General features: G+C 67.4%; 29 protein-coding genes and 1 tRNA gene. 9 read left to right on the forward strand and 21 right to left on the reverse strand.

Annotated features, from left to right (window positions below; genetic code table 11):
- The first annotated feature begins 121 nt into the window (after nucleotides 1-121).
- From rapZ to NX068_RS14800, 3 genes are read left to right on the forward strand one after another with little or no spacing between them, the layout of a single operon-like run.
- Complete coding sequence (rapZ, locus tag NX068_RS14790; RefSeq protein WP_263462023.1) at nucleotides 122-1,024, forward strand: RNase adapter RapZ; 903 nt, start codon at nucleotides 122-124, stop codon at nucleotides 1,022-1,024.
- Complete coding sequence (locus NX068_RS14795) at nucleotides 1,021-1,410, forward strand: NusG domain II-containing protein (protein ID WP_263462024.1); 390 nt, start codon at nucleotides 1,021-1,023, stop codon at nucleotides 1,408-1,410. Before rapZ ends, NX068_RS14795 begins: the two co-directional genes overlap by 4 nt.
- On the forward strand, nucleotides 1,391-1,957 hold the full coding sequence (locus NX068_RS14800) for a Gx transporter family protein (protein ID WP_263462025.1): 567 nt from the start codon (nucleotides 1,391-1,393) through the stop codon (nucleotides 1,955-1,957). Before NX068_RS14795 ends, NX068_RS14800 begins: the two co-directional genes overlap by 20 nt.
- Before the next feature lie 281 nt (nucleotides 1,958-2,238).
- Here the strand turns inward: NX068_RS14800 and NX068_RS14805 are convergent, their stop codons facing one another.
- The 14 genes from NX068_RS14805 to ybgC form a co-directional block, all read right to left on the reverse strand.
- A complete protein-coding gene (locus NX068_RS14805) occupies nucleotides 2,239-3,114 on the reverse strand; it encodes a dienelactone hydrolase family protein (protein ID WP_263462026.1) in 876 nt (291 codons plus the stop codon).
- 170 nt (nucleotides 3,115-3,284) lie between these two features.
- Nucleotides 3,285-3,551, reverse strand: coding sequence for a translation initiation factor IF-1 (infA, locus tag NX068_RS14810; RefSeq protein ID WP_068639481.1), 267 nt, complete (start codon nucleotides 3,549-3,551; stop codon nucleotides 3,285-3,287).
- 553 nt (nucleotides 3,552-4,104) lie between these two features.
- Nucleotides 4,105-4,389 carry a hypothetical protein gene (locus NX068_RS14815; protein WP_263462027.1) on the reverse strand — a complete coding sequence of 95 codons (285 nt, stop codon included), beginning with the start codon at nucleotides 4,387-4,389 and terminating at the stop codon, nucleotides 4,105-4,107.
- 227 nt (nucleotides 4,390-4,616) lie between these two features.
- Nucleotides 4,617-4,692: transfer RNA gene (locus NX068_RS14820), tRNA-Lys, on the reverse strand.
- A gap of 70 nt (nucleotides 4,693-4,762) precedes the next feature.
- On the reverse strand, nucleotides 4,763-5,869 hold the full coding sequence (locus NX068_RS14825; protein WP_263462028.1) for a YeeE/YedE family protein: 1,107 nt from the start codon (nucleotides 5,867-5,869) through the stop codon (nucleotides 4,763-4,765).
- 99 nt (nucleotides 5,870-5,968) lie between these two features.
- Nucleotides 5,969-6,673 carry a 7-cyano-7-deazaguanine synthase QueC gene (gene queC / locus NX068_RS14830; protein ID WP_263462029.1) on the reverse strand — a complete coding sequence of 235 codons (705 nt, stop codon included), beginning with the start codon at nucleotides 6,671-6,673 and terminating at the stop codon, nucleotides 5,969-5,971.
- A 31-nt stretch (nucleotides 6,674-6,704) separates the two neighbouring features.
- Nucleotides 6,705-7,376, reverse strand: coding sequence for a 7-carboxy-7-deazaguanine synthase QueE (gene queE, locus NX068_RS14835; RefSeq protein ID WP_263462030.1), 672 nt, complete (start codon nucleotides 7,374-7,376; stop codon nucleotides 6,705-6,707).
- A 7-nt stretch (nucleotides 7,377-7,383) separates the two neighbouring features.
- A complete protein-coding gene (ybgF, locus tag NX068_RS14840; RefSeq protein WP_263462031.1) occupies nucleotides 7,384-8,097 on the reverse strand; it encodes a tol-pal system protein YbgF in 714 nt (237 codons plus the stop codon).
- Nucleotide 8,098: 1 nt separating this feature from the next.
- The gene (pal, locus tag NX068_RS14845) at nucleotides 8,099-8,614 is read right to left on the reverse strand and encodes a peptidoglycan-associated lipoprotein Pal (RefSeq protein ID WP_263462032.1); all 516 of its coding nucleotides are present in this window, start codon (nucleotides 8,612-8,614) and stop codon (nucleotides 8,099-8,101) included.
- A 54-nt stretch (nucleotides 8,615-8,668) separates the two neighbouring features.
- A complete protein-coding gene (gene tolB, locus NX068_RS14850; RefSeq protein ID WP_263462033.1) occupies nucleotides 8,669-9,949 on the reverse strand; it encodes a Tol-Pal system beta propeller repeat protein TolB in 1,281 nt (426 codons plus the stop codon).
- A gap of 54 nt (nucleotides 9,950-10,003) precedes the next feature.
- On the reverse strand, nucleotides 10,004-10,897 hold the full coding sequence (locus NX068_RS14855) for an energy transducer TonB (protein ID WP_263462034.1): 894 nt from the start codon (nucleotides 10,895-10,897) through the stop codon (nucleotides 10,004-10,006).
- On the reverse strand, nucleotides 10,894-11,310 hold the full coding sequence (gene tolR, locus NX068_RS14860) for a protein TolR (RefSeq protein ID WP_263462035.1): 417 nt from the start codon (nucleotides 11,308-11,310) through the stop codon (nucleotides 10,894-10,896). Before tolR ends, NX068_RS14855 begins: the two co-directional genes overlap by 4 nt.
- Before the next feature lie 18 nt (nucleotides 11,311-11,328).
- On the reverse strand, nucleotides 11,329-11,997 hold the full coding sequence (gene tolQ, locus NX068_RS14865) for a protein TolQ (RefSeq protein WP_263462036.1): 669 nt from the start codon (nucleotides 11,995-11,997) through the stop codon (nucleotides 11,329-11,331).
- Complete coding sequence (gene ybgC / locus NX068_RS14870) at nucleotides 11,994-12,491, reverse strand: tol-pal system-associated acyl-CoA thioesterase (protein ID WP_263462037.1); 498 nt, start codon at nucleotides 12,489-12,491, stop codon at nucleotides 11,994-11,996. The genes tolQ and ybgC overlap by 4 nt, the downstream gene beginning before the upstream one ends.
- A gap of 180 nt (nucleotides 12,492-12,671) precedes the next feature.
- Here ybgC and NX068_RS14875 point away from each other — a divergent pair, with 180 nt between their 5' ends.
- The 6 genes from NX068_RS14875 to NX068_RS14900 all read left to right on the forward strand — a co-directional run bounded on the left by NX068_RS14875 (nucleotide 12,672) and on the right by NX068_RS14900 (nucleotide 18,361).
- Nucleotides 12,672-13,832, forward strand: coding sequence for an STAS domain-containing protein (locus tag NX068_RS14875; protein WP_263462038.1), 1,161 nt, complete (start codon nucleotides 12,672-12,674; stop codon nucleotides 13,830-13,832).
- A 43-nt stretch (nucleotides 13,833-13,875) separates the two neighbouring features.
- Nucleotides 13,876-14,412, forward strand: coding sequence for an ATP-dependent protease subunit HslV (hslV, locus tag NX068_RS14880; protein WP_263462039.1), 537 nt, complete (start codon nucleotides 13,876-13,878; stop codon nucleotides 14,410-14,412).
- 10 nt (nucleotides 14,413-14,422) lie between these two features.
- Complete coding sequence (hslU, locus tag NX068_RS14885) at nucleotides 14,423-15,757, forward strand: ATP-dependent protease ATPase subunit HslU (RefSeq protein ID WP_263462040.1); 1,335 nt, start codon at nucleotides 14,423-14,425, stop codon at nucleotides 15,755-15,757.
- Nucleotides 15,758-15,851: 94 nt separating this feature from the next.
- Nucleotides 15,852-16,727 (forward strand): AEC family transporter, encoded by an 876-nt coding sequence (locus tag NX068_RS14890; RefSeq protein WP_263462041.1) that lies wholly within the window; start codon nucleotides 15,852-15,854, stop codon nucleotides 16,725-16,727.
- A 1-nt stretch (nucleotide 16,728) separates the two neighbouring features.
- Nucleotides 16,729-17,070, forward strand: coding sequence for a cupin domain-containing protein (locus NX068_RS14895; protein ID WP_263462042.1), 342 nt, complete (start codon nucleotides 16,729-16,731; stop codon nucleotides 17,068-17,070).
- A 151-nt stretch (nucleotides 17,071-17,221) separates the two neighbouring features.
- The gene (locus NX068_RS14900) at nucleotides 17,222-18,361 is read left to right on the forward strand and encodes a cytochrome P450 (RefSeq protein ID WP_263462043.1); all 1,140 of its coding nucleotides are present in this window, start codon (nucleotides 17,222-17,224) and stop codon (nucleotides 18,359-18,361) included.
- A gap of 120 nt (nucleotides 18,362-18,481) precedes the next feature.
- On the opposite strand, the gene NX068_RS14905 is transcribed toward NX068_RS14900, so the two are convergent.
- The 7 genes from NX068_RS14905 to NX068_RS14935 all read right to left on the reverse strand — a co-directional run bounded on the left by NX068_RS14905 (nucleotide 18,482) and on the right by NX068_RS14935 (nucleotide 25,166).
- Complete coding sequence (locus NX068_RS14905) at nucleotides 18,482-18,883, reverse strand: RNA-binding S4 domain-containing protein (protein ID WP_263462044.1); 402 nt, start codon at nucleotides 18,881-18,883, stop codon at nucleotides 18,482-18,484.
- A gap of 118 nt (nucleotides 18,884-19,001) precedes the next feature.
- On the reverse strand, nucleotides 19,002-20,282 hold the full coding sequence (gene cysN, locus NX068_RS14910; RefSeq protein WP_263462045.1) for a sulfate adenylyltransferase subunit CysN: 1,281 nt from the start codon (nucleotides 20,280-20,282) through the stop codon (nucleotides 19,002-19,004).
- A 64-nt stretch (nucleotides 20,283-20,346) separates the two neighbouring features.
- Nucleotides 20,347-21,261, reverse strand: a complete 915-nt coding sequence (gene cysD, locus NX068_RS14915; RefSeq protein WP_263462046.1) for a sulfate adenylyltransferase subunit CysD — start codon at nucleotides 21,259-21,261, stop codon at nucleotides 20,347-20,349.
- A 60-nt stretch (nucleotides 21,262-21,321) separates the two neighbouring features.
- Nucleotides 21,322-22,092, reverse strand: a complete 771-nt coding sequence (locus NX068_RS14920) for a phosphoadenylyl-sulfate reductase (protein ID WP_263462047.1) — start codon at nucleotides 22,090-22,092, stop codon at nucleotides 21,322-21,324.
- Entirely contained in the window at nucleotides 22,092-22,643 is a 552-nt protein-coding gene (locus NX068_RS14925; protein WP_263462048.1) for a DUF934 domain-containing protein, read from the reverse strand. The genes NX068_RS14920 and NX068_RS14925 overlap by 1 nt, the downstream gene beginning before the upstream one ends.
- Nucleotides 22,636-24,324, reverse strand: coding sequence for a nitrite/sulfite reductase (locus NX068_RS14930; protein ID WP_263462049.1), 1,689 nt, complete (start codon nucleotides 24,322-24,324; stop codon nucleotides 22,636-22,638). The genes NX068_RS14925 and NX068_RS14930 overlap by 8 nt, the downstream gene beginning before the upstream one ends.
- Nucleotides 24,325-24,386: 62 nt before the next feature.
- Complete coding sequence (locus tag NX068_RS14935; RefSeq protein ID WP_263462050.1) at nucleotides 24,387-25,166, reverse strand: sulfite exporter TauE/SafE family protein; 780 nt, start codon at nucleotides 25,164-25,166, stop codon at nucleotides 24,387-24,389.
- Nucleotides 25,167-25,201 lie beyond the last annotated feature (35 nt).

A 25,201-nucleotide genomic window follows, 5' to 3' on the forward strand; every position in this document is an offset into this window, starting at 1 on the left:
TCGTGCGCGGCAGGCACCCATTCCGGCTGGCGCCTGCTGCCGGATCGAAACGCCGATCCGCCGGTCGAAGGGCTTGAAGCGCGCCTGTATCTTGCGCGCCGTTTCCAGATCAAGAGGGACCATGCAGATCGTACTCATCAGCGGCTTGTCGGGATCGGGCAAGAGCATTGCACTGAACGTGCTGGAGGATGCCGGCTACTACGTCGTGGATAACCTGCCGGCAGCGCTGCTGCCGCAACTGGTGACGCACCTGCGTGGCGCAGGCTGGGCGCGGGCGGCGATCGCGGTCGACATGCGCTCGGGCGCGAGCATCGCGGCCTTGCCGAGCCAGGTTGAGCAACTGCGCGATACGGTCTCGGACCTGCGCTTCATCTTCCTCGACGCGCGCGACGAGACGCTGATCGCGCGCTTCTCCGAGACGCGCCGCCGCCACCCGCTGGCGGGCGAGGGCGTCACCGTGGAAGAGGCGATCAAGCGCGAGCGCGATGCGCTGGCGCGCATCGCCGAACTGGCCCATCGCATCGACACCAGCGATCTGCACCCGAACACGCTGCGCGCCTGGGTCAAGGATTTCATCCGGGTCGAGGAAAGCCAGGGGCTGACGCTGATGTTCGAATCCTTCGGCTTCAAGTACGGCATCCCGCTTGATGCCGACCTGGTGTTCGACGTCCGCTGCCTGCCCAACCCGTACTACGATCCGCGCCTGCGGCCGTTGACCGGGTGCGACGAGCCGGTCAAGGAGTTCCTGCGCAAGATCCCCGAAGTCGCCCGCATGAGCGAGGACATCCGTCGCTTCATCGCCAACTGGCTGCCGGCCTACATGCGTGACAATCGCAGCTACCTGACGGTGGCGATCGGTTGCACCGGCGGCCAGCACCGCTCGGTCTATATCGCCGAATGGCTGGCGGACCGCTTCCGCGACCAGCTCAGCGTGATCGTCCGCCACCGCTCCGCGGCGCGGCGGGCGGCGGATCGCGGCGCTGCGGCAGTGCATGCGCCGGCGGCCGAAGAAAAACAGTCGTGAGCTTTCCGTTTGCCGCCTGGCGGGCGCTGCTGCGGCCGGGCGACGTGCTGATCGCGGCCGCCGGCCTGGCTCTCTGCGTCCATGCCGCGGCGCTGCTATGGCAGGGCGGGCGGCCCGAGACTGCGGTCGTGCGCGCCGGCGGCAAGGTCGTGGCCGAGATCGCGCTGTCGGCGCCGCGAATGCTCGATGTGGCAGGGCCGCTCGGCACCACGCGCATCGAGATCCAGCCCGGCCGCGCACGCGTCGCCGCGGACCCCGGCCCGCGGCAGTATTGCGTGCGCCAGGGCTGGCTGACCCAGGCCGGCGCGGTGGCGATCTGCGCACCGAACGAAGTCAGCCTCAGCCTGACCGGCCGTGGGGCCGACTATGACTCACTCAACTATTGAACTCCTTCCTTCGCCGAAGGACCGCCGCATCGCGCGCCATGCGGCGGCAGCGATCGTGCTGACCGTGGCCGAGGCGGCGATCCCGCTGCCGCTGCCGGGCGTCAAGCCCGGGCTGGCGAACATCGTCACGCTGATCGTGCTGGCGCGCTGGGGCTGGCGCGAAGCCGTATGGGTGGCCTTGCTGCGGGTCTTTGCCGGCAGCTTGCTGCTGGGCCAGTTTCTGGCCCCGGGGTTCTTCCTGAGCTTGTCCGGCGCGCTCGCCAGCCTGGTGGTGCTGGGACTGGCGATGCATCTGCCGCGGCGCTGGTTCGGCCCGGTCAGCCACAGCATTCTGGCGGCGTTTGCGCATATCGGTGCGCAACTGGTGGTGGCGCGGCTGTGGCTGGTGCCGCACGACGGGGTGTTCTACCTCGTGCCGGTGTTTGCGCTGGCCGCGGTGGTGTTCGGCCTGGTCAATGGCCTGGTGGCGGCACGCCTGATGGAGGAGCTTGGCGGCGGCGGAGCGTCGGGGGACGGCAAGAGCAAGGAGGCCGTGCGGCCTTCTTGAGTCGGGAGCTGGCGTTCCGGCGGCCAGCACTCCGGCCGCCGGAACGCCAGCTCCCTGGAACGTCCGGGCGCCTGCCTGCGTCCAATCCGCATTGCGAAGTGCCGTGAGCGGTTGGGGCGAAGCATGAAGGGGCGCTGGAGGAAATACCTGTCGGCCTTGCTGGCGGCGATCTGCGGCATTGCCTTCGGCTGGTTTGCCGGCCTCGGTGTGGCGCGCGCCGAGGCCGGCCATGTGACGGCGGGCGCCCCGGCCATCCATGCGGCCGGGGCGCCCGCCGGCGATCACAGCTTGGCCGAGAACCACTCCAGCAGGCGCTTCCAGCCGTCTTGCGCTTCAGTCTGGCGATAGCTCGGCCGATAGTCGGCATGGAAGGCGTGGGGCGCGTCGGGATAGACGATGATCTCGCTCGGCTTGCCGGCCGCATCGATGGCGGCGCGCATGGCTTCGACGTCGTCGAGCGGGATGCCCTGGTCCTGGCCGCCGTAGAGGCCGAGCACTGGCGCGTGGAGCTGCGCGGCGACGTCGATCGGATGCGCAGGTTGATTGTCCGAAGGAGCGCCGTCCAGCCGGCCATACCAGGCGACGCCGGCTTTGAGCTTCGGGTTGTGCGCGGCATACAGCCAGGTGATGCGGCCGCCCCAGCAGAAACCCGTGATCGCCAGCCGCGACGCGTCGCCGCCCTTGCTCGAGGCCCACTCGGCGCAGGCGTCGAGATCGGCCATGACCTGGGCGTCCGGCACCTTGGGCACGATGGACGACAGGATGTCGGCGACGTTTTCGAGCTTGGATGGGTCGCCCTGGCGGAAGAACAGCTCCGGCGCGATGGCCAGGTAGCCTTGCTTGGCCAGGCGGCGGCAGACGTCGCGGATGTGCTCGTGCACGCCGAAGATTTCCTGTACCACCAGCACCACCGGCAGTTTGTCGCTTCCGGCGACACGGGCGAAGTACACCGGCAATTCGCCGTCGGCGGTCTGGACGGTGCTCGTGCCGGCGTCCAGGCCTCGTGCATCGGTGCTGATCACCGTGCTTGCCTGGACCGGGAGCACGGCAAGGGCGAAGCCGGTGGCGGCGATCGTCGTGACGAAGCCGCGGCGGTCCACCCGCGCGGCAGGCAGCAGGCTGTCGAACTCGGTCGTCGAGGTGTCGTGTGCATCCATCTTCATCTCCATCCGTGAGGGTGTGATTCGTGTGCAGCCCTGTGGTGACATCCGCAGCGAGGGTGATGTTCCCATGTCGTTCGATGCAGGTACAGGCTCGCTGCGAGCAGATGCCTGCGTCAACGAAAAAGCCCCTGCCGATCCGGCAGGGGCTTCGAAGGGCTGAATGCTCAGCGGCGGCGGGGCGGCGGGGCCGACGCGGTGCCGGCCGGACGGCCCGGCAAGTGGCGGAAAGTGATGCGGCCCTTGCTCAGGTCGTAGGGCGACATTTCGAGCGAGACGTTGTCGCCGGCGATGATGCGGATGTGGTGCTTGCGCATCTTGCCGCCGGAGTAGGCGATGAGGTTGTGGCCGTTGTCCAGGGTGACGCGGTAGCGTCCATCCGGCAGGACTTCGGTAACGGATCCGTGCATTTCGATGAGTTCTTCCTTGGCCATGTTCGGGCTCCTTGTCATTGTGCCGGAGCGCATGCCTCGGGCGCGCAGCGGCGATTTGCCCACCTCCGCCGGGGAAGGGCATCGGGCCGGGGGCTTGTGCGTGTGGCGCAAGGGGCGGACCGGCCGGGCCTGCGCAAAAGTGACAGGCCGCTTCAAAGCTGGGGCGATTGCACACCCGCATCATTCCGAACGGGTGCGAGCCGTGCGTCGGATGCAAGCCGGCGCGCAGCGTGAGAGCGGTCCGGAACGCTTGTCGGGCGCGAAGACCACATCGGCCTGCGGCACACGGGTGCCGCAGCTTGTGTCTCGGAAAAACCGGGCGAACCCGCCAAAGGGCTCACCGGACGACACGATAGGTCATTGAAGGGGAAGGGCCGCCCCTCGCATGCGCCACGGCGTCATCCAGGCCATGGGCGGGTGAGGCGGTCATCGGCTCGATGTTTCCGCGGCCACGGCAACAGCGGCGCTGTGGGGACGGAAGCGGCTTCGCCAATCTTCAGTGGCGGGCATGATACCTGCCTCTCTGGTGGCCTGTCCAATCGGGGTGTTGTAATCAAGTGCGGCGGGCGGGCGTCCGGTGTGCACCGCCGCCGTCATCGCAATGGAAGCGGCAGTCGCTGCCGTGCCGGGCGGCACGCCTGTCGCCTCGCTCCTTCGGCGTTCTCCCGCTGTCGGCGGTGACGACGACTTCCGGCAGCAGCCATTCCGTTTCGGCGGCCTGCATCACGAGCAGCCCTTCCTGAAAAGCCTCGCTGCGGGGTTGGATAGTGGCCGCAAAACCCAGCGCGTGCACTGCGATGACGCCCGTGGCGACCAGTGCCTTCGTCCATGTCTTCATGTGTCTGCTCCTCGGATCGGGGACCCGCCGTTCGGGCCGTGCTGCCATTTGAACAGGCGGATGTATCCCGGATTTTTCCGGGGCGGACGGATTTGCAGAGGCATGTATCCCGATGCGGGTTGGACAATTCGGGATACATGCCGGGGCTTGGGGGGGCCGGTGCTGCGGGGGGAGGCGAAAAAAACAAAACGCCAATCCTTTGGCAGGATTGGCGTTTCATTTGAATTTGGTAGGCCGTGCAGGATTCGAACCTGCGACCAACGGATTAAAAGTCCGCTGCTCTACCAACTGAGCTAACGACCCAAAAGAGAGGCAGAATTTTAGAAGCTGGGGGCAGCCACGTCAACAACGCACCGCCGTCTCCCGGTCTGGCTCATGCTTCCCGCATCAGCAGCCAGTACTGGATCTTCATCGCGATGGCGCAGCCTGTGATGATGGCGGCGGTGGTGATGAAGGAACCGACGGCCAGGGTGGACAGGCCGGTGATACCCTGGCCGATGGTGCAGCCCAGCGCCGTCACGCCGCCGAAGCCCATCAGGATGCCGCCGATCATGTGGCGGGCGAGGTCGGGGGCGTCGCGGAAGCCTTCGAGGCGGAAGCTCTTCGACAGCACGGCGTAGAGGGCCGAGCCGGTAATGACGCCGAGCACGCTGGCGATGCCGAAGGTGACGATGCGGCTGGTGTCGCTCCAGAACATCAGCAGTTCGAGCGTGAAGGCCAGCGGTCCGACGAAGGTGAGGGATTCGGCGCGGCCGCTGTTGGTGGCGATGAAGGCTTCTTCCAGGGTTTCGGGGTGTTCGGCGACGTAGCCGATGTGGCCGGAGACGTACCAGCCGGCGACCACGGTGGCACCGACGATCACGCCGCCGAGCCAGACGTCGACAGTGCGCGCATCGCGGTCGGCGATGGCCCACAGCAGCAGGATGATGCCGATCAGGCCGGCGGCGATCGCCAGTGCGCTGGCCGGCTCGATGCCGGCGGCAGCGATGAAGGCAGGAATGTCCTGGGTATGTGGCAGCTCTGCGGCGACGGTATCGAGGACGTTGACGCGCCAGACCGCGAACAGGCCGCGCAGTGTCATGTAGGCACTGATGGCGAGGAAGACGAAGACCACCAGCGACTTGAGATTGCCGCCGCCGATGCGGATCAGGGTCTTGCTGCCGCAGCCCGAGGCCAGCGTCATGCCGACGCCGAAGGCGAGGCCGCCGACGACGTGCGACAGCCAGGTCAGTTTGCTGCCGGTGTAGATCGAGCGGGTGACGTCGATGAGTCCGGCCAGTTGCAATGCGGCGGTGCCGAGGATGGCGACCGCGATGGCAACGACCCACATGCGCATGCGGCTCCAGTCGCCCATGTTGATGATGTCGGACACCGCACCCATGGTGCAGAAGTTGGTCCGATTGGCGACGAGGCCGAACACCGTGCTGACGGCGAAAGCGAGCCAGGCGATGGTGGAGGCGGAGACGATCGTTTCTTCCATGGTGCAGCCGGCAACGGGATGGCCGGCCATTCTAGGCGAAAACCCCGGCAGCGTTGAGCCGAAGGCTGCCGGGGCGATGAGTGGTCGTCGTCCGGCGGCTCAGGCGCTGCGCAACTGGTAGGGCGTGGGGTCCGCCACGCCTGCGCCTGCGAAGCCTGCGGCGCGCAGGCGGCAGGCTTCGCAGCGGCCACAGGCGCGGCCGGCATCGTCGGCCTGGTAGCAGGTGACGGTGATGCCGTAATCGACGCCGAGCGCGGTGCCGCGGCTGATGATGTCGGCCTTGCTGAGATCGATCAGCGGCGCGTGGATGCGCAGGCGGGCGCCTTCGACGCCTGCCCGGGTGGCCAGGTTGGCCATCGTCTCGAAAGCCTGGATGAAGGCCGGGCGGCAGTCGGGGTAGCCGGAATAGTCCACCGCATTGACGCCGATGAAGATGTCGTTGGCGCCGAGGACTTCGGCCCAGGCCATGGCGATCGACAGCATCACGGTGTTGCGGGCGGGCACGTAGGTGACGGGGATGCCGGTGCTCTCGCCGTCTGCGGGCATGTCCTCGGGCACCTCGATGGACGGGTCGGTCAGCGCGGAGCCGCCGAACTGGCCGAGGTCGATGCGCGCGAGCCGATGCTCGCGGGCGCCCAGCGCCTGGGCGACGCGCAGCGAGGCCGTCAGCTCCGCGGTGTGGCGCTGGCCGTAGGCGACCGACAGGGCATAGGCATCGAAGCCCTGGTCGTGGGCGATGGCGAGGCAGGTTGCGGAGTCGAGGCCGCCTGACAGCAGGACGACGGCGCGTTTGGCTTGAGTCATCGGGAAAGCTTCCGATCTGTGGTGCTGCGGCTCAGCGGCCGCGGGCGTCGTTCCACAGCACTTTGTGCAGTTGCAGTTGAAAACGGACCGGCAGGCGGTCGCGCACGACCCATTCCGCCAACTGCGCGGGCTCGAGCGAACCCGCGACCGGCGACAGCAGCACGGTACAGCGCTCGGCGATGCGGTGCTCGGCGATCTGGCGCTTGGCCCATTCGTAGTCCGCTGCGTCGGCCAGCACGATCTTGACTTCGTCGTCGGGCGTGAGCAGGGCGATGTTGGCGTACAGATTGCGCTCGACTTCGCCGGAGCCGGGCGCCTTGAGGTCGACGACGCGCGATACGCGCGGATCGACCTTGCCGATGTCGAGCGCACCGCTGGTTTCGAGCGACACCGAGTAGCCGGCGTCGCACAGTGCGCGCATCAGTGCCAGGCAGTTCTTCTGCGACAGCGGTTCGCCGCCGGAGACGCAGACGTGCTTGAGGCCGTGGCTTGCGACCTCGTCCATGATGTCGTCGAGGCTGCGCGACTCGCCGCCGGTGAAGGCATAGGCGGTGTCGCACCAGGTACAGCGCAGCGGACAGCCGGTGAGGCGCACGAACACCGTCGGCAGGCCGACGCGGGTCGATTCGCCCTGCACCGAGGCGAAGATCTCGGTGATGCGCAGTTTGACAGCCGTCGCCGTCGCTGTTTCGTTAACCGTCACGCCGGCCTCAGCGCTGGCCGAGGCGCTGCCTGGCGACCTGGGCGGCGTTGCTCTGCGGATAGCGTTCGACCAGCGTCTGCAGCGTGCGGCGCGACGTGGCCGCGTCGCCGATCGACTGCTGGCTGTTGGCCAGGCCGAGCAGGGCGTCGGGGGCGACGTTCTCGTTGGGCCACTTGGTCAGCACGGTATTGAAGTGCTTGGTGGCGGCGTTGATGTCCTTGGCCTGCAGCGCGGCATTGCCTGCCCAGAAATGGGCGCCGGCGCTGAAATTGCCCGCGGGGTACCTGGCGACGAAGGCATCGAAGGCGGTCAGCGCCTCGCGATGCTTGCCTTCCTTGAGCAGGTTCAGCGCTGCTTCGTAGTCGGCGGATTCGGCCGCGGGGTCGCCGCCGGCGGCAGCGGCCGTTGCGCCGCCCGTCTCGATCTGGCGCAGACGGGTGTCGAGGTCGACGTAGAAGTCCCGCTGCCGCTGCTTGAGGGTTTCCACCTCGTTGACCAGCAGCTCGATCTGGCCGCGCAGGCGGGCGACTTCGGCACGCAGCTGTTCGTTCTGGTTGGCGAGTTCGAGCTGGCCGCGGCTGGTGGTTTCCAGCCGGCCCTCGATGTCCTGGCGCATGTCGGTGATCTGCCGGCGGGCCTCGTTGTCACCGAACAAAGCCGCTTGCGCGGCTCCGGCCGATGACAGGACGAGGATCACCGCCAGCGGCAGCAGGCGCTTCATCTCAGAACTCGCCCGAGTAGAGCATGTCGCCGCGGCGGTTCTCGGCGAAGCACGCTTCGGTGGGCGCGTCGCAGCGCGGCTTTTCCTCGCCCAGGCTGACGGACTCGATCTGCGATTCGCGGGCGCCCAGCAGCAGCAGCGCCTGCTTGACCACGTCGGCGCGCTTCTGGCCCAGTGCGAGGTTGTATTCGCGGCTGCCGCGCTCGTCGGTGTTGCCCTGGATCAGCATCTTCATCTGCGGATTCTGCACCAGGAAGCGGGCGTGGGCTTCGATCAGCGGCTTGGCTTCCGGCTGGATGACGTAGCTGTCGAAGTCGAAGAATACGCTGCGCTTGGACAGGATGTTGTTCGGATCGGTCAGCGCGGCGATGCCCGAGCCGGCGGCGCTGTCGGCGGTGACGGTGGCGACGCCGGTGCCCGAGCGGTCTTCGACCTGGGCTGCAGTGTCGGTGGGGCCGGTGCTCGAGCACGCGGCCAGGATCAGCGACAGCAGGGCGGGGATTGCAAGCTTCTTCATGTGTGATGCTCCGGTATGTCTGGTTTTGAGACAGCAGTGGTTGTTACAGCTTTGTTATTGCCGTGGCTGCGGACCCCAGGCGGGTTCGCGGACATCGGCGGCCTTCACCGTCAGGCGCTGCTTGATCCGCCCATCCGACGACACCGCCGACAGCACGCCCCGCCCGCCGCTTTCGGTGGCGTAGAGGATCATGCGGCCGTTGGGGGCGAAGCTGGGCGATTCGTCGCGTGCCGAATCGGTGAGGATCGTTGTCTGGCGGGAGGCGAGGTCCTGCACGGCCACCTGGAAGCGGCCGGCATTGCGGGTGATGAAGGCAAGCAGCTTGCCGTCCGCCGACAGGCGCGGACTGACGTTGTAGTTGCCGTCGAAAGTCACCCGCTGGGCGCTGCCGCCGCCAGCGGAGATACGGTAGATCTGCGGACTGCCGCCGCGATCGGAAGTGAAGTAGATGTTGCTGTCCCGGCCCCAGAAGGGCTCGGTGTCGATGCCGGACGACGTGGCCAGGCGGCGCACGCCCGAACCGTCGGCGTTGAGCACGTAGAGCTGCGACTGGCCGTCCTTGGTCAGCACCACCGCAAGCTGGCTGCCGTCGGGCGACCAGGTGGGGGCGGAATTGGAGCCCTTGAAGTTGGAGACGACGCGGCGCTGGCCGGTGGCGAGCGTGTGCACGTAGATGATCGGCTTCTTCTGCTCGAACGAGACGTAGGCCAGGCGCTGGCCGTCCGGCGACCAGGCGGGCGAGATGATGGGTTCGCGCGAGCGCAGCGCGGTGGCCGCGTTCATGCCGTCGGCGTCGGCGACCTGCAGTTCGAAGTTGGGGCCGCTCTTGACCACGTAGGCGATGCGGGTGGAGAAGTAGCCGGGCTGGCCGGTGAGCTTTTCGTAGACGAAGTCGGCGATGCGGTGGCCGACGAGGCGGTTCTGCGCCGCCGTCATCGGCAGCGCCATGGCGCCGAGTTCGAGCTGGGTCTGGGTGTCGAACAGGCGGAAGCGCACTTCGTAGCGGCCGCTGCCTTGGGCGATGACGCTGCCGGTCAGCACCGCGTCGGCGCCGCGGCCGCGCATCGCCGGCAGGTCGGGCATGACGGATTCCGGCAGTGCCAGCGGACCGAGGTCGACCAGGCTGAACAGCCCGCTGCGATCGAGGTCGGCGCGCACCACGTCGGTGACGCTGTTGGGCAACTGGCCCTCGTGCTCGAAGATCGGAATGATCACCGGAAAGCGCGAGGCGCCGGCGCCGGTGATCTCGATCGAAAGCTGCGCGCGCGCGCCCAGCGCGAAGCCGGCCAGCATGATGGCCAGCAAGAATCGGAAGAGGGTCAGGGTTCGTGTCATGTGAGGCTGCTCCAGCCGCAGATTATATCGATGGATTAAGTAGATAAAGCGTGCTTAGTTGTCGGCCAGCGGACGGAATCTGAGTTCGAGCGTGCGCTGGAACAGAGCCGGGTTCGAAGGCGTGGGCAAGGGGTCCGAGGCCAGGATCGCGCGCTCGATGGCCTGGTCCAGCGCGGGTACGCCGGATGAGCGCTTGAGCCGCACGGCGAGCACGACGCCGGTCGGAGTCTGATCGACCTCGAAAACCGCTTCGGGGTTTCCCGATAGCCCCGGCGGCGGCAGCAGCTTGCCGCGTACCTTGGTACGGATCGCATTCACGTACTTGTCCATGTCGCCCTGCGCGCCGGCGCGGGCGGCTTCCTGCCGCAGCATGCCTTCGAGCCGGGCGTCCTGCGCGGCCTGCGTTTCCTTTGCCAGCAATTCCTTCATGTAGTCGTCCTGCGCAGGCTTGGGCTGAGGCTTGGCCGGAGGTTTCGGCTCCGGTTTCGGCTGAGGCTTGGGCTCCGGTGCGGGCTTCGGCTCCGGTTTGGGTTCCGGTTTCTTCGGTTCGGGTTTCGGGGCCGGTTTCGGTTCCGGTTTCGGTGGCTCCGGCTTTTTCTCCGGCGCCTTGGTGGCGATCTCGGGCGCGGGTGCCGGCTTGGGCGGTTCGGGCTTCGGCTCCGGTTTCGGTTCGGGCTTGGGAGGCGGCGGTTCCGGTTTGGGCTCGGGTTTCGGTTCCGGCTTGGGTTCGGGCTTCGGCGCCGGTTCTGGCTTCGGTGCCGGCTTCGGTGCGGGCGTGGCCATTTCGGGCGCGCTGACGAGCCCGACTTCGAGCCCGGCCGGCGGCGGGCTTTGCCAGCGGATGCCGAAGAACAGGAACAGGAACAAGCCCAGATGGACCGCGACGGTCAGTCCGAGCGACCGCCATTTGCCCGGTGCCTTGCGGGGCGGTACGACGCGATCCCTCATTTCTGTGGCGCACTGCTCTGGGTGATCAGGCTGATCCGGCGCACGCCGGCGCCGCGGGCGACTTCGAGCACGTCGATCACCTTCTGGTAGTTCAGCGTGTTGTGGGCGGCGACGAGGAAAGCCTGCTCGGGATTCTTCTCCAGCGCTTCCAGCAGCGCGGGCTGGAGCTGGTCGTTGCGCAGGGCGCGGGAACTGCCGCTGCTGCTGGCGCGTAGCGCGAGCTGGCCCTCGGCGTCCACTTCGATGACGAGCGCTTCGGCCTGCGGCGGGGGCGTGCCCGCGCCGGCCGACGGCACTTCGATGGTGCCGTGCTGGATCATCGGCGCCGTGACCATGAAGATCACCAGCAGCACCAGCATCACGTCGATGTAGGGGACGACGTTGATCTGGTTCATCAGGCGGCGTTGACGCATGGTGGTCCTCCGTGTCCGTCAGCGCAGGTTGCGCTGCAGGATGTTGGAAAACTCCTCGATGAAGCTCTCGAAGCGGATGCCCAGGCGGTCGATGTCGTGCGCGAAGCGGTTGTAGGCGACGACGGCCGGAATCGCCGCGAACAGGCCGATCGCGGTCGCCACCAGCGCTTCGGCAATGCCGGGGGCGACCTGGGCGAGCGTGGCCGAGCCGACGCTGGACAGCCCGCGGAAGGAGTTCATGATGCCCCACACGGTGCCGAGCAGGCCGATGTAGGGCGACACCGAGCCGACCGAGGCGAGGAAGGCGAGGTGGGCTTCGAGGTCATCGACCTCGCGCTGGTAGGTCGCGCGCATCGCGCGCCGCGCGCCGTCGAGGATGGCCGGATGGTCGTGGCCCTTGGCCCGCAGCTTGGTGTATTCGCGGTAGCCCGATTCGAAGATGCGCTCCATGCCGCCGTTTTCGTTGCGGGTGGCGGCGTCGAACAAGGTGTTGAGATCGCCGCCGCTCCAGAAGTCGCGCTCGAACTCGTCGGTCTCGTTGCGGGCGGCGCGAATCTGGAACCATTTGCGGAAGATCCAGTACCAGGACACCAGCGACAATGTCGCGAGCAAGGCCATGACGAGCTGGACGAGGACGCTGGCCTGGCTGATGAGGCTGAGGATGGAGAGGTCGTGGGTGACGGTCATGCTAGGCTTTCGAAGTGGGCATGGAGATTGGCGTACAGCGGGGCCGGAATCTGCACCGGCTTCTGCCGGCGCTGGTCGATGCAGGCGATTAGGACTTGGGCGGTGAACAGAAGTTGCCCGCCGCGCCGGATTTCCTGGTCGAACACCAGGCTGGCGCGGCGCAGGGTGGCGATGCGGCTGACGACCTGCAGGACGTCGTCGAGGCGGGCGGGCTGCAGATAGTCCGCCTTGACCGAGCGCACGACGAAGGCGATGCCCGCCGAATCCAGCAGCGCCTGCTGCTCGACGCCGAGCGCGCGCAGCCACTCGGTGCGTGCGCGTTCGCAGAAGCGCAGGTAGTTGGCGTAGTAGACGACGCCGCCGGCGTCGGTGTCCTCGTAATAGACGCGGACCGGCAGGGCGAACGAAGCCGCCGTGGACGGCAGGCCCCGTGGCAGGCGATCCTGCGGCAGGCAATCCTGCGGTGGCGAGGCAGCGGCAATTTCTGGTTGCATCGCAGCATTCTATCCGAGCCTGTGGGGCCGTCCAGTGGCGCGTGAAGATGGGGACATTTACAAAACGTAATCCCTGCGAATGGCCGCACGCGGGCCGGTTTCCGCAGGCGGATTGCGGGAAATGCTATCCTCCGAAAGGGCTCCTGGAGCCCGTGGTCAATACTTGGGACGAAGCACAGCGTGGCACTTTCCTTTTTCGGCCGGAAACGGCCGGGCGGTGAGCGGCAGACCGGGCTGGCCGAGGATCTCGGCGAAACCGGGCGTCCGCCACCGACCGTGCTGTCCGAACTCGATTTCAGCGGCACCGGAGCCGAGCGCGGCTTCTCCGTGGCCGCGGGCGGGGTCGAGGTCCAGGAGGTCGGGACCGGCATCGGTGCGGTGTTCGAAGAGGCGGCGATCCTCTACGCCAACGGCAGCGTGGCCGAGGCCGAGCAGGTGCTGACGGCGACGCTCGACGATCCGAAGGCGACGACGGGCGAGGGGCTGTGGATGATGCTGCTGGATCTGTATCGCCTGACCGGCCAGCGCGAGCGCTTCGAGGCGCGCGTGCTCGACTACGCCATGCGCTTCGAGCGTTCGCCGCCGCCGTGGGTGGATCTGTCGCCCAAGGGAGGGCGTACGAGCGGGGAGCGCATGCCGGTGGTCGGCCTGTCCGGCGACCTGAGCGGCCAGGGCGAAACACAGTTGAAGCAGATCGCAGTCGTTGCGCAGCGCAGCGGGGCAGTGCGCATCGATGTCGGCAAGCTGCGCAAGGTATCGGACGCCGGCTGTGCTGCCTTGCTGGGGCTGCTCGAGGCCCTGCTGGCCGAGCGGATCAAGCTCAGCCTGTCGAGCGTCGAACCGTTCATCGAGGATCTGGCGCGGCGGGCCATCGTCGGCCAGGCAGAAGGGCGCGATACCTGGCTGTTGCTGCTCGAATTGTTGCAATTCACCGGCGACCAGGAACGCTTCGAGAACCTCGCCATCGATTACGCGGTGACCTTCGAGGAGTCGCCGCCATCATGGAAAGGGATCGCGGTGGCGGTGCCGAAACGCGCCGAGGCCGATACCAATGCGGCTCTGGAGGGCGATGTGCCCCGCTTGTGCGGCGAACTGTGCGGGGCCTCGAACGAAGCGCTGAAACGGCTTGCCAGCCTCGCCGCGGACCGCAAGGAATTGAAGGTGGATTGCGCAGGGCTGCTCCGGGTCGATTTCGTCTGCGCGGGCCTGCTGTTCAACATTCTCGCCACGGTCAAGGCACAGGGTAAACTCGTGACCCTTTTCAACGTCAATGCCATGGTGGCGGCGCTGCTGCGCGTCATGAGCGTCGACCAGGTCGCACACATCACGCTGCGCCACTGAAATCTATCTAGCAACGCCGGCCGCGAGCCGGCGGGGAATCGTCATGGAACAATATCGCGGTACAACCATCCTGTCGGTGCGGCGCGGCAATCACGTCGCCCTCGGCGGCGACGGCCAGGTCACGCTGGGCAACATCGTCATCAAGGCTTCGGCGCGCAAGGTGCGCACGCTGTACGACGGCCAGATCCTGGCCGGCTTCGCCGGCGGCACGGCCGATGCCTTCACGCTGTTCGAACGCTTCGAAGCCAAGCTCGACAAGCACCAGGGCAACCTGCTGCGCTCGGCGGTCGAACTGGCCAAGGACTGGCGCACCGACCGCATGCTGCGGCGGCTGGAGGCGATGCTGGCGGTTGCCGACCGCGACCACTCGCTGATCATCACCGGCAACGGCGACGTGCTCGAGCCCGAGCAGGGCATCGTCGCCATCGGCAGCGGCGGCGCCTATGCGCAGTCGGCGGCGCGCGCGCTGATCGAGAATACCGAACTGGCACCGGCCGAAGTCGTCTCCAAGGCGCTCGGCATCGCCGCCGACCTGTGCATCTACACCAATCACCATCACACCATCGAAGTGCTGGATTGAGAGCGAACGCATGACCCAGATGACCCCGCCGGAGATCGTCTCCGAACTCGACAAGCATATCGTCGGCCAGGACAAGGCCAAGAAGGCCGTCGCCATCGCCCTGCGCAACCGCTGGCGCCGCGCCCAGGTGGAGGAGCCGCTGCGCAGCGAGATCACGCCCAAGAACATCCTGATGATCGGCCCCACCGGCGTCGGCAAGACCGAGATCGCCCGCCGCCTGGCGCGCCTGGCGAACGCACCCTTCATCAAGATCGAGGCGACCAAGTTCACCGAAGTGGGCTACGTCGGCCGCGACGTGGACACCATCATCCGCGACCTGATGGAAATCGCCATCAAGGACGGCCGCGAGCGGGCGATGAAGCGGGTGCGCGACCGCGCCCTCGACGCCGCCGAGGACCGCGTGCTCGACGCCCTGCTGCCGCCGGCGCGGGCGATGGGCTTCAATGCCGAACCCGAGCCGGCGCAGGATACGGCGACGCGGCAGAAATTCCGCAAGAAGCTGCGCGAAGGCGAACTCGACGACAAGGAGATCGAGATCGAAGTGGCGGCGCCGTCGATGCAGGCCGAGATCTTCGCGCCGCCGGGCATGGAGGAACTGACCCAGCAGATCCAGGGCATGTTCCAGAACCTGGGCGGCGGCAAGAAGAAGCAGCGCAAGCTGAAGATCCGCGAGGCGCTGAAGCTGCTCGCCGACGAGGAAGCCGCGCGCATGATCAACGACGAAGAGGTCAAGCTCGAAGCGGTGCGCTCGGTGGAGCAGAACGGCATCGTCTTCCTCGACGAAGTCGACAAGATCGCCGCGCGCAGCGATGCCCACGGCGCCGACGTGTCGCGCCAGGGCGTGCAGCGCGACCTGCTGCCGCTGGTCGAAGGCACGACGATCTCGACCAAGTACGGCATGATCAAGACCGACCACATCCTGTTCATCGCCAGCGGCGCCTTCCACCTGTCGAAGCCGAGCGACCTGATCCCGGAATTGCAGGGCCGCTTCCCGATCCGCGTCGAACTCGAATCGCTGTCGGTCGGCGATTTCGAGCGCATCCTCACCAGCACCGACGCCTGCCTGACGCGCCAGTACGAAGCCTTGCTGGCGACCGACGGCGTCGAACTGGCGTTCACGCCCGACGGCATCCGCCGGCTGGCGGAAATCGCCTACCAAGTGAATGAAAAGACCGAGAACATCGGCGCCCGCCGCCTGTACACGGTGATGGAGAAGCTGCTCGAAGAGCTGTCCTTCGAAGCCGGCAAGGCCACGCTCGGCAAGCTCGTGATCGATGCAGCCTACGTCGACGGCCGGCTCGACATGCTGGCTCAGCGGGAAGACCTGGCGCGCTACGTGCTCTGAGCGAATCCTCCGCTGCATGCGCCCCGGGGGCGGATCTCATCCGCTTCCGGGGCGTTCCTGTTCATGGACGTGGCTTCCTTTCTGCGAATTCCCCATGCTGATCCGAATCGTCGAAATCCTCTTCCCGCTCTTCGCGATCACCGCGCTGGGCTATTTCGTCGGTCGCCGCGTCAAGCCCGACCTGTCGCACGCCAACAAGCTGAACATGGACGTGTTCGTGCCGGCGCTGGTGTTCGCGGCGCTCGCCAACAAGGCTTTCGACGTCAGCGCCTACCTGCCGCTGATCCTTGCCACCACGCTGATGGTGGTCGGCTCCGGCCTCGTCGCCTGGGCGGTGGCGCGCGCGGCCGGCATCGAGCCGAAGACCCTGGTGCCGCCGATCATGTTCAACAACTGCGGCAACCTCGGCCTGCCGCTGGCCGTGCTGGCCTTCGGCGAAGCCGCGCTGGCGCCGATGGTGGTGCTGTTCATGGTCTCGAACCTGATCCACTTCTCGTTCGGCGCCTGGCTGTTCGACCATCGCGTCAATGTGTTCACGGTCTGGAAAGTGCCGTCGGTGCTGGCGACCTTCCTGGGCATCGCCGTCAGCCTGACCCAGTTCGAAGTCTGGCCGCCGCTGCTGACCGCGATCCGCATGCTGGGCGAAATCTCGATTCCGCTGATGCTGTTCGGCCTCGGCGTGCGCCTGGCGGGTTCGCGCATCGACTCGATCGGCTTCGGGCTTTTCGGCGCCGTGCTGCGCCCGGTCGTCGGCATGGCGCTGGCGTGGGCGATCATGCTGGTGATCGAGCTGCCGCCGCGCGAGCAGGCGCTGCTGCTGGTATTCGGCGCGCTGCCGCCAGCGGTCCTCAACTACATGTTCGCCGAGCGCTACGGCCAGGAGCCGGACAAGGTGGCCTCGATGGTGCTGATCGGCAACGTCGCCGCCGTGCTGTTCCTGTCGATCGCGCTGGCCCTGGTGCTGGACTGACGTGAGCACCCTTCGGCCCAGGCGGGGCAATCTTTACGCGCCGCTGCCCGCGGCGGGGGCCGACGAGGATTTCCACACCGTGTTCGCCGGCGCGGCCTGCCGGGTCGAGCGCATCGTGTCGCACGGCCACGCCAGCCCGCCGGGTTTCTGGTACGACCAGGCCGAAGACGAATGGGTCGTGCTGCTGCAGGGCGAGGCCGAACTCGGTTTTGCCGACGGCCAGCGCATCGGATTGCTGCCGGGAGACTGGGTGGAACTCCCCGCCGGCTGCCGGCACCGGGTGGAGTCGACCGCGCCGGCCACCGTGTGGCTGGCCGTGCATTGCGCACGCGGCGCGGATTGAGCGGCGGGCAGGCGAAGATTCGCCGGTCGGCACCGGGGCAGGGGCTGGCTGGCTCCATGGGCCTGTACGCTCAGCGCTTGCAGTACCATGACGGTCCGGGTCTCGGCCGCCGCCTGCCGGAGGCAAAGGGGGAATGAGGATGAGCGATCACATGCCTGATGACCTGTCTGCTGCGGGCAGGGATTTGAGAGCCTTCACCGATACCTTGCGCCCCCGGCACGGCGTGGTACGCAACGTCCATGGTGAGTGGGTGTTGCTGAGGCACGGGCTGGTGGTGGAGGCGGCGCTGGACGACGAGCGCTTCTCCAGCGCGGTGTCGAACCATCTGCAGATCCCGAACGGCCTGGATGGAGCCGAGCACACGGCATACCGGCAGGCCCTCGACGGCTTCCTCACCGCAGAGGCGCTGGCCCCTTTCCACGATGCATTCCGCCGGGTGGCGGCCGAGCTGATGGCGTCGCTGCCGAGGGGTGTTGCGATCGATGCGGTGTCGCAGGTGGGCGTGCGCTTTGCCGTGCGGGCGCAAAGTGTATGGCTGGGCTGGCCGGCCGATCTCGAGGATCGCCTCGTCGATTGGGTTGCCGAGAACCATGCCGCGACGCGTTCGGGCGACAAGGCGTGGACGCGGAAGGTGGCGGAGGCTTTCGACGACCTGATCCGCTGCGTACTGGCGCCGCGCCGCGGAACCGGGCGCGAGGACGGCGTCGAGGATGTCACCACCCGCCTGATGCGGACCGAAGTGAACGGCCGGCCTTTGACCGACGCCGAGATCGTGTCGGTGCTGCGGAACTGGACGGGCGGGGACCTGGGTTCCATCGCGCAGTGCGTCGGCGTGCTGGTCCATTACCTGGCGACCCACCCCGTGCTGCAGAAGCGCCTGCGCTCGGGCGTTCCCGAGGCCGAGACCGATGCCGTCATCGACGAGATCCTTCGGATCGACGATCCCTTCGTGTCCAATCGCCGGGTGACGACCTGTCCCGTGACGATCGGTGGCGTGGAACTGCCGCAAGGCGCGCGCGTGAAGCTGAACTGGACCTCCGCAAACCGCGACGAAGCGGTTTTCGGCGATCCGGACGCCCTGGATCCGGTGCGCAACGCCAGCCGCAACTTGGTGTACGGCATCGGCAGGCACGTGTGCCCCGGGCGTTTGCTGGCAACGCTGGAGCTGCGCATCGCCTTGCAGGAACTGCTGACCGCAAGCTCGTCGATAGTGCTCGATCCGCGGCAAGCCGTCGAACGGGCGGTGTCTCCGGTCGGCGGCTGGCGCACGGTGCCGGTGGTGTTGGCCTAGGTTGGTTTCGGCCTTGGGCAGCCGGGTGGAATGGAGCAGGCACCCAGGCCTTCGTCCAGTTGCATGATTCATGGCCGCCCGGATTCATGATCGAGCCGGCTGGCCGGCTGGTTCGAGCCTCTAGAACCAGCTGAAACGGTCGATCCGGCGGCGGTCACGCTTGGTCGGACGGCCGTGCAGGTCGGCGCCCGGCGTGGCGGCGAGCTTGCGCAGCTCGCGCGCCTTTTCGCGCTGTTCGGCGCTTTCCGGTGTTTCTTCGTACAAGGTCTGTGCGATCGCTGCGGAGCCGCGCTTGTCGGCGATTGCCCGCACGACGACGGTACGTGTTTCCTCGCCGATCGTGATATCGATGCGGTCGCCGGCCTTGACCTCGCGTGCAGGCTTGGCCGCGAGGCCGTTGAGCTTGACCTTGCCGCCATCCACCGCTTCCGTCGCCGCGGTGCGATGCTTGAAGAAACGGGCGGCCCACAGCCATTTGTCCAGGCGGGTGCGGGCGGTGTCGGCGGCGGGACGGTCAGGCATGGCGGTTGCGGAGATCTGAAAAAGGACATGGGGCCACCGACATTATCGATGGCCCCGTGTATCGGGGCAAAGGCTCAAGCGCTGCAGTGCTACGCGGCTCGGCCTGGCGCGGCCCGGCTCATCCGATCATCCCGGCGCCGACGGTGTTGTTGGTGCTCTCGTCGATGATGATGAAGGCGCCGGTGGCGCGGTTGCCCGCATAGCGGTCGGCGACGATGGGCTGGGCGAGCTTGAGCGTGACGCGGGCGATGTCGTTCATCGCCAGGCCGGTCGCGGCTTCGTGTTCCAGCGTGTTCACGTCCAGGCGGTAGTCGATCCTGGCGAGCTTGGCCTTCACTTCACGCGTGGTGTGGCGCACGAGATAGGTGCGCGCCGGCGACAGCGGCGCTTCGGCCAGCCAGCAGACGGTGGCGTCGATCTGCTTGACCGGCTCGGGCGCTTCGGCGGACTTGACGATGAGGTCGCCGCGCGAGATGTCGATCTCGTCTTCCAGCAGCAGCGCCACCGACTGTTCGTGGATCGCGCGCTCCAGCGGCACGCCGCCGATCTCGATCCGCCTGACCTTGCTGGTGGCGCCCGAAGGCAGCACCGTGACGGCGTCGCCGACGGCGATCTCGCCCGACTCCACCCGACCCATGAAGCCGCGGTAGTCGTGCAGCTCGGGGTTGGCCGAGTCCTGCGGGCGGCAGACGAACTGCACCGGGAAGCGGAAGTCCTCGGCCTGCTCGGTGTGGGCGGCGGGGGCGTTCTCGAGGATGTCGAGCAGGGTGGGGCCGTCGTACCAGGACAGGCGATCGCCGCGGTCGACGATCATGTCGCCGGCCAGCGCCGAGATCGGGATGAAGCGCACGTCCTTGATGCCGAGCTTGTCGGCGAAGGCGAGGTAGTCGGCCTTGATGCGCTCGAACACCGCCTGGTCGTAGTCGACCAAGTCCATCTTGTTGACCGCGACCAGCAGGTGCGGGATGCCGACCAGGCTGGCGAGGTAGGAGTGGCGGCGGGTCTGGGTCAGCACGCCCTTGCGCGCATCGACCAGGATGATGGCCAGGTTGGCGGTGGAGGCCGCGGTGACCATGTTGCGGGTGTACTGCTCGTGGCCCGGGGCGTCGGCGATGATGTACTTGCGCCGGCCGGTGGAGAAATAGCGGTAGGCGACGTCGATGGTGATGCCCTGCTCGCGCTCGGCCTGCAGGCCGTCGGTGAGCAGCGACAGGTCGACCGCGCTCATGCCGCGCTTGGCCGAGGTCTTCTCGATGGCGTTGAGGGTGTCGGCGAGGATGGTCTTGCTGTCGAACAGCAGGCGGCCGATCAGGGTGCTCTTGCCGTCATCGACGCTGCCGCAGGTCAGGAAGCGCAGCAGGCCGTTGTCGATCTCGGGCAGTTGTTCGGGGGCGGACATGGTCATGATTCCTTCAAGCTTTCTTCAGATTCGGTAGCAGTGCGCAGTGGGCGGTGCTGCTCGTTCAGAAATACCCTTCCTTCTTGCGCTGCTCCATCGAGGCTTCGGAGGTCTGGTCGTCCATTCGCGTCGCGCCGCGCTCGGTGATCGTCGTCGTCGCCGTCTCGGCCAGGATCTTCTCCACCGTGTCGGCGTCCGACTCGACCGGCGCCGTGCAGGTGATGTCGCCGACGGTGCGGAAGCGCACCTGGACGTCTTCGACCTTGTCGCCCGGCCTGGCCGGCGTCAGTTCGGTCACCGGCTGCAGCAGGCCGTTCTTGCGCACCACCGGGCGGACGTGGGCGAAATAGATCGACGGCAGCTCCAACTGCTCGCGCTGGATGTACTGCCACACGTCCAGCTCCGTCCAGTTGCTGATCGGGAAGGCGCGGATGTTCTCGCCCTTGTGGCTGCGGGCGTTGTACAGGTTCCACAGCTCCGGGCGCTGGTTCTTCGGGTCCCATTGGCCGAACTCGTCGCGGAAGCTCATGATCCGCTCCTTGGCGCGCGCCTTCTCCTCGTCGCGGCGGGCGCCGCCGATGCAGGCGTCGAAACCGAATTCCTCGATCGCTTCCAGCAGGGTCACCGACTGGTGCTTGTTGCGCGACTCGTCGGCATGCTTCAGCACCACGGTGCCGCGCGCCATCGAATCCTCCACCGAGCGCACGATCAGGCGCTCGCCCAGCTCGGCGGCGCGCTTGTCGCGGAAGTCGGTCACTTCCTTGTAGTTGTGGCCGGTGTCGATGTGCATCAGCGGGAAGGGGAAGCGGCCCGGGCGGAAGGCCTTCTCGGCCAGGCGCAGCAGGCAGATCGAATCCTTGCCGCCGGAGAACAGCAGCACCGGGTTCGAGCACTGGCCGGCGACTTCGCGCAGGATGTGGATGGCTTCGGCTTCGAGCCAGTCGAGATGGGAAAGCGTCTGTTTGGTCAGCGTCGACATGATGTGATTACCGTTGCGAATGCGTGTTCGGGGGCGCGAGGGAGAGTACGGGAGCAGGCTTCAGCCCTTCTTGGCGTGAAGGCCGCATTCCTTGGTTTCGGGATCTTCCCACCACCAGCGTCCGGCGCGGACGTCCTCGCCCAGGGCGATGGCGCGCGTACAGGGGGCACAGCCGATGCTGGGGTAGAACTGGTCGTGCAGCGCGTTGTAGGGCACCTCGTTGATGCGGATGTAGGCCCACACTTCGGTCTCGCTCCAGTCCGACAGCGGGTTGAGTTTTTCCAGGCCGTTGCCCTGGTCGAACTCGCGCAAGGGCAGGCCGCTGCGCGTCACCGACTGGGCGGCGCGCAGGCCGGTGATCCAGGCCTTCTTGCCGGCCAGGGCGCGGCGCAGGGGCTCCATCTTGCGCACGCCGCAACAGGCCTTGCGCAGCTCGATCGAGTCGTAGAAGGCATTGATGCCGTGGCTGCGGACGAAGTTTTCCACCGACGAGGAGTCGGGGAAGAAGACTTTCAGCCTGGTGCCGTAGCGCTGCTCGACTTCGCCCATCAGCGTGTAGGTCTCCGCCGGCAGGCGGCCGGTATCGAGCGAGAAGACCTCGATCGGCAGCGCGTTCGACAGGATCAGGTCGGTCAGCACCATGTCCTCGGCGCCGAAGCTGTTGGCGAAGGTGAGCTCGCCGGCCGTGCCGAACTCCGCCACCGACTCGCGCAGCAGGGCGAGCGCGGCAGCGGCCTTGGCGCCGACCGTGGCGCGCAGGGCGTCGCTCAGCTCGGGCCGGGTCGCCGGGTTGCCGGGGGGCGGACGCAGCAGGGAGACGCTGGCGTTCATCAGGCGGCGTCCTTCTGCAGCGGGGTGCGCGTCTGGCGTCGGAACAGCGGCTCGGGCACGTCGACGGCGCCCTGGTAGGGATTGCTGAAAGCCTTCAGGCTGGTCAGCGCGGCTTCGAGCTGGGCGGTGGTGTATTTGCCTTCGCTCGGCTGCAGCACGCTGAAGCCGCAGCGCAGCATGAAGAAGAACTGGTCGCGCAGCACGTCGCCGATCGCGCGCAGCTCGCCGCCATAACCCAGGCGGGTGCGCAGCAGGGTGGCGATCGAATAGCCGCGGCCGTCGGCGAACTTGGGGAAGTCCACCGCGACCAGCTGCAGCGCCGGCAGGTCGGCTTCGAGGGCGAAGGGGTCTTCGTCGCCCGCCAGCCAGACGCCGAGCACGCCGGCTTCGGCCTTCGGCAGCAGTTCGTCGCGGCGCGCCTGCCACACGGCCAGCGGCACGATGATGCGGCCGGCGGGCAGCGCGACGTCGGCCGCGGCCTCGCCTTCGGCCAGGCGGAGCACCTGCCAGTCGTCGGGCTGGATGAGGCCGTTCTTGATGATGTCAGACATTGGCGGTCTCCCGGGCTTCGATGCGTGCAGTGCGCTCGGCATAGACGCGGGTCTTGAACGAGTCGATGCCGATGCGGCGCACGGTGTCGATGAAGCGTTCGTCTTCGTGGCGGTTGTCGATGTAGTTGTTGATCAGCGAAGTGATCACGTCCGGCATTTCGGCGGCGGCGAAGGACGGGCCGATCACCTTGCCCAGCGAGGCCTGGTTGCCCTGCGAGCCGCCGATCGTCACCTGGTAGAACTCCTGGCCGTTCTTGTCGACGCCGAGAATGCCGATGTGGCCGACGTGGTGGTGGCCACAGGCGTTCATGCAGCCGGAGATGTTCAGTTCGAGCTCGCCGAGGTCGTACAGGTAGTCGAGGTCGGTGAAGCGGTCCTGGATCGCGTTGGCGATCGGGATCGACTTGGCGTTGGCCAGCGCACAGAAGTCGCCGCCGGGGCAGGAGATGATGTCCGTCAGCAGGCCGACGTTCGGCGTTGCCAGGCCCAGCTCGCGCGCCTGCTGCCAGACCTCGAACAGGTCGGCTTCGCGCACGCTGGCGAGCAGCACGTTCTGTTCGTGGGTGTTGCGCACTTCGCCGAAGGCATGGCGGTCGGCGAGGTCGGCGATGGCATCGAACTGCTCGGCGGTGAGGTCGCCCGGCGCCACGCCATAGGGCTTCAGCGACAGCACCACGCTGGCGTAGCCCTGCACCTGGTGGGCGCGCACGTTGCGCCGTGCCCAGGCGGCGAAGGCCTTGTTCTCCGCCAGCTGGGCGCGATAGCCGGCGTCCTGCGGCAGCGGCTCCAGCACCGGGTCGTCGAAGCGGCCGGCGACACGGTCGATCTCGGCCTGCGTCAGCGTCGACGGGCCGTCCTTCAGATGGACGAACTCGGCCTCGACCTGGCGGGCGAATTCTTCCACGCCCAGGGCCTTCACCAGGATCTTGATGCGCGCCTTGTAGGCGTTGTCGCGGCGGCCGTGCAGGTTATAGACGCGCAGGATGGCGCTGCAGTAGTTGAGGATCTGCTGCCAGGGCACGAAGGCGGAGACTTCCGCGCCGATGATCGGCGTACGGCCCAGGCCGCCGCCCACCAGCACGCGGAAGCCCAACTCGCCGGCCTCGTTGTACACCAGGTCCAGGCCGATGTCGTGCGCCTGGATCAGCGCGCGGTCCTGCTTGGCGCCATTCACCGCGATCTTGAACTTGCGCGGCAGGAAGGCGAATTCCGGATGGAAGGTGCTCCACTGGCGCAGGATCTCGCACCACGGGCGCGGATCGGCGATCTCGTCGGCGGCGACGCCGGCGAAGGGGTCGGAGGTGACGTTGCGGATGCAGTTGCCCGAAGTCTGGATGGCGTGCATCTGCACGCTGGAGAGCAGGCCGAGGATCTCGGGCACGTCTTCCAGCTTGGGCCAGTTGAACTGGATGTTGTGGCGCGTGGTGACATGGGCGTAGCCGTGGTCGTAGCGGCGGGCGATGTGGCCCAGCATGCGCAGCTGCCTGGAATCCAGGTTGCCGTAGGGCACGGCGATGCGCAGCATCGGCGCATGGCGCTGGATGTAGATGCCGTTCTGCAGCCGCAGCGGACGGAACTCGTCCTCGCTCAGCTCGCCGGCGAAGTAGCGCCGGGTCTGATCGGCGAACTGGGCGACGCGCTCGTCGACGATGCGCTGGTCGTATTCGTCGTATCTGTACATGGGGTTCGTCTCTCTGGGGTTCGGGGATTCGTTGGCGCAGGACCTATGCCTGCGCCGTGGTGTCAGTGGGCGATCAGCTTGGCGCCGACCAGCACCAGCATGGTGGCCAGGATCGGGCGCAGGAAGTGGTCGGGCACCTTGGTCGAGATGTGGCTGCCGAGCCAGATGCCGGGCAGCGAGCCGACCAGCAGGCTGCCCAGCAGCAGCCAGTCGACGCTGCCCAGCATCCAGTGGCCGATGCCGGCGACGGCGGTCAGCGGTACGGCGTGGGCGATGTCCGAGCCGACGATGCGCAGCGCGGGCATCGTCGGGTACAGGAAGAACAGCGCGGTGACGCCGAGCGCGCCGGCGCCCACCGACGAGATCGACACCAGCACGCCCAGGATTGCGCCGGTCACGATGGTGAGGCGCGCGGTGCGCGCAGGATCGGGCTCACCGCCGAAGCGGGCGAGAGCGAAAGCCTGGATGCGCTTGCGGAAGATCAGGGCGACGGCGGTCAGCACCAGGGCGACACCGAGCGCCACCTTGATCAGGCTGGCGGCGCCTTCGATGCCACCCGGCGCGTAGCGGCCGACCAGGATCAGCGTGATCGCCGCGGCCGGGATGCTGCCGGTGGCCAGCAGCCGGGTGATCTTCCAGTCCACCGTGCCCTTGAGGCCGTGGGCGAGCGTGCCCCCCGCCTTGGTGATGGCGGCGTACAGCAGATCGGTGCCGACCGCGACCGACGGATGGATGCCGAACATCAACACCAGCAGCGGCGTCATCAGCGAGCCGCCGCCGACGCCGGTCAGGCCGACGATGGCGCCCACGGCGAATCCGGCAAGGGTGTACGCAAAATCCATGAAGGGCATCCTGTGAAGTGCGCGGATCGTAGAGG

Source organism: Thauera carbonicopians, assembly GCF_025699485.1.
GTDB lineage: Bacteria > Pseudomonadota > Gammaproteobacteria > Burkholderiales > Rhodocyclaceae > Thauera.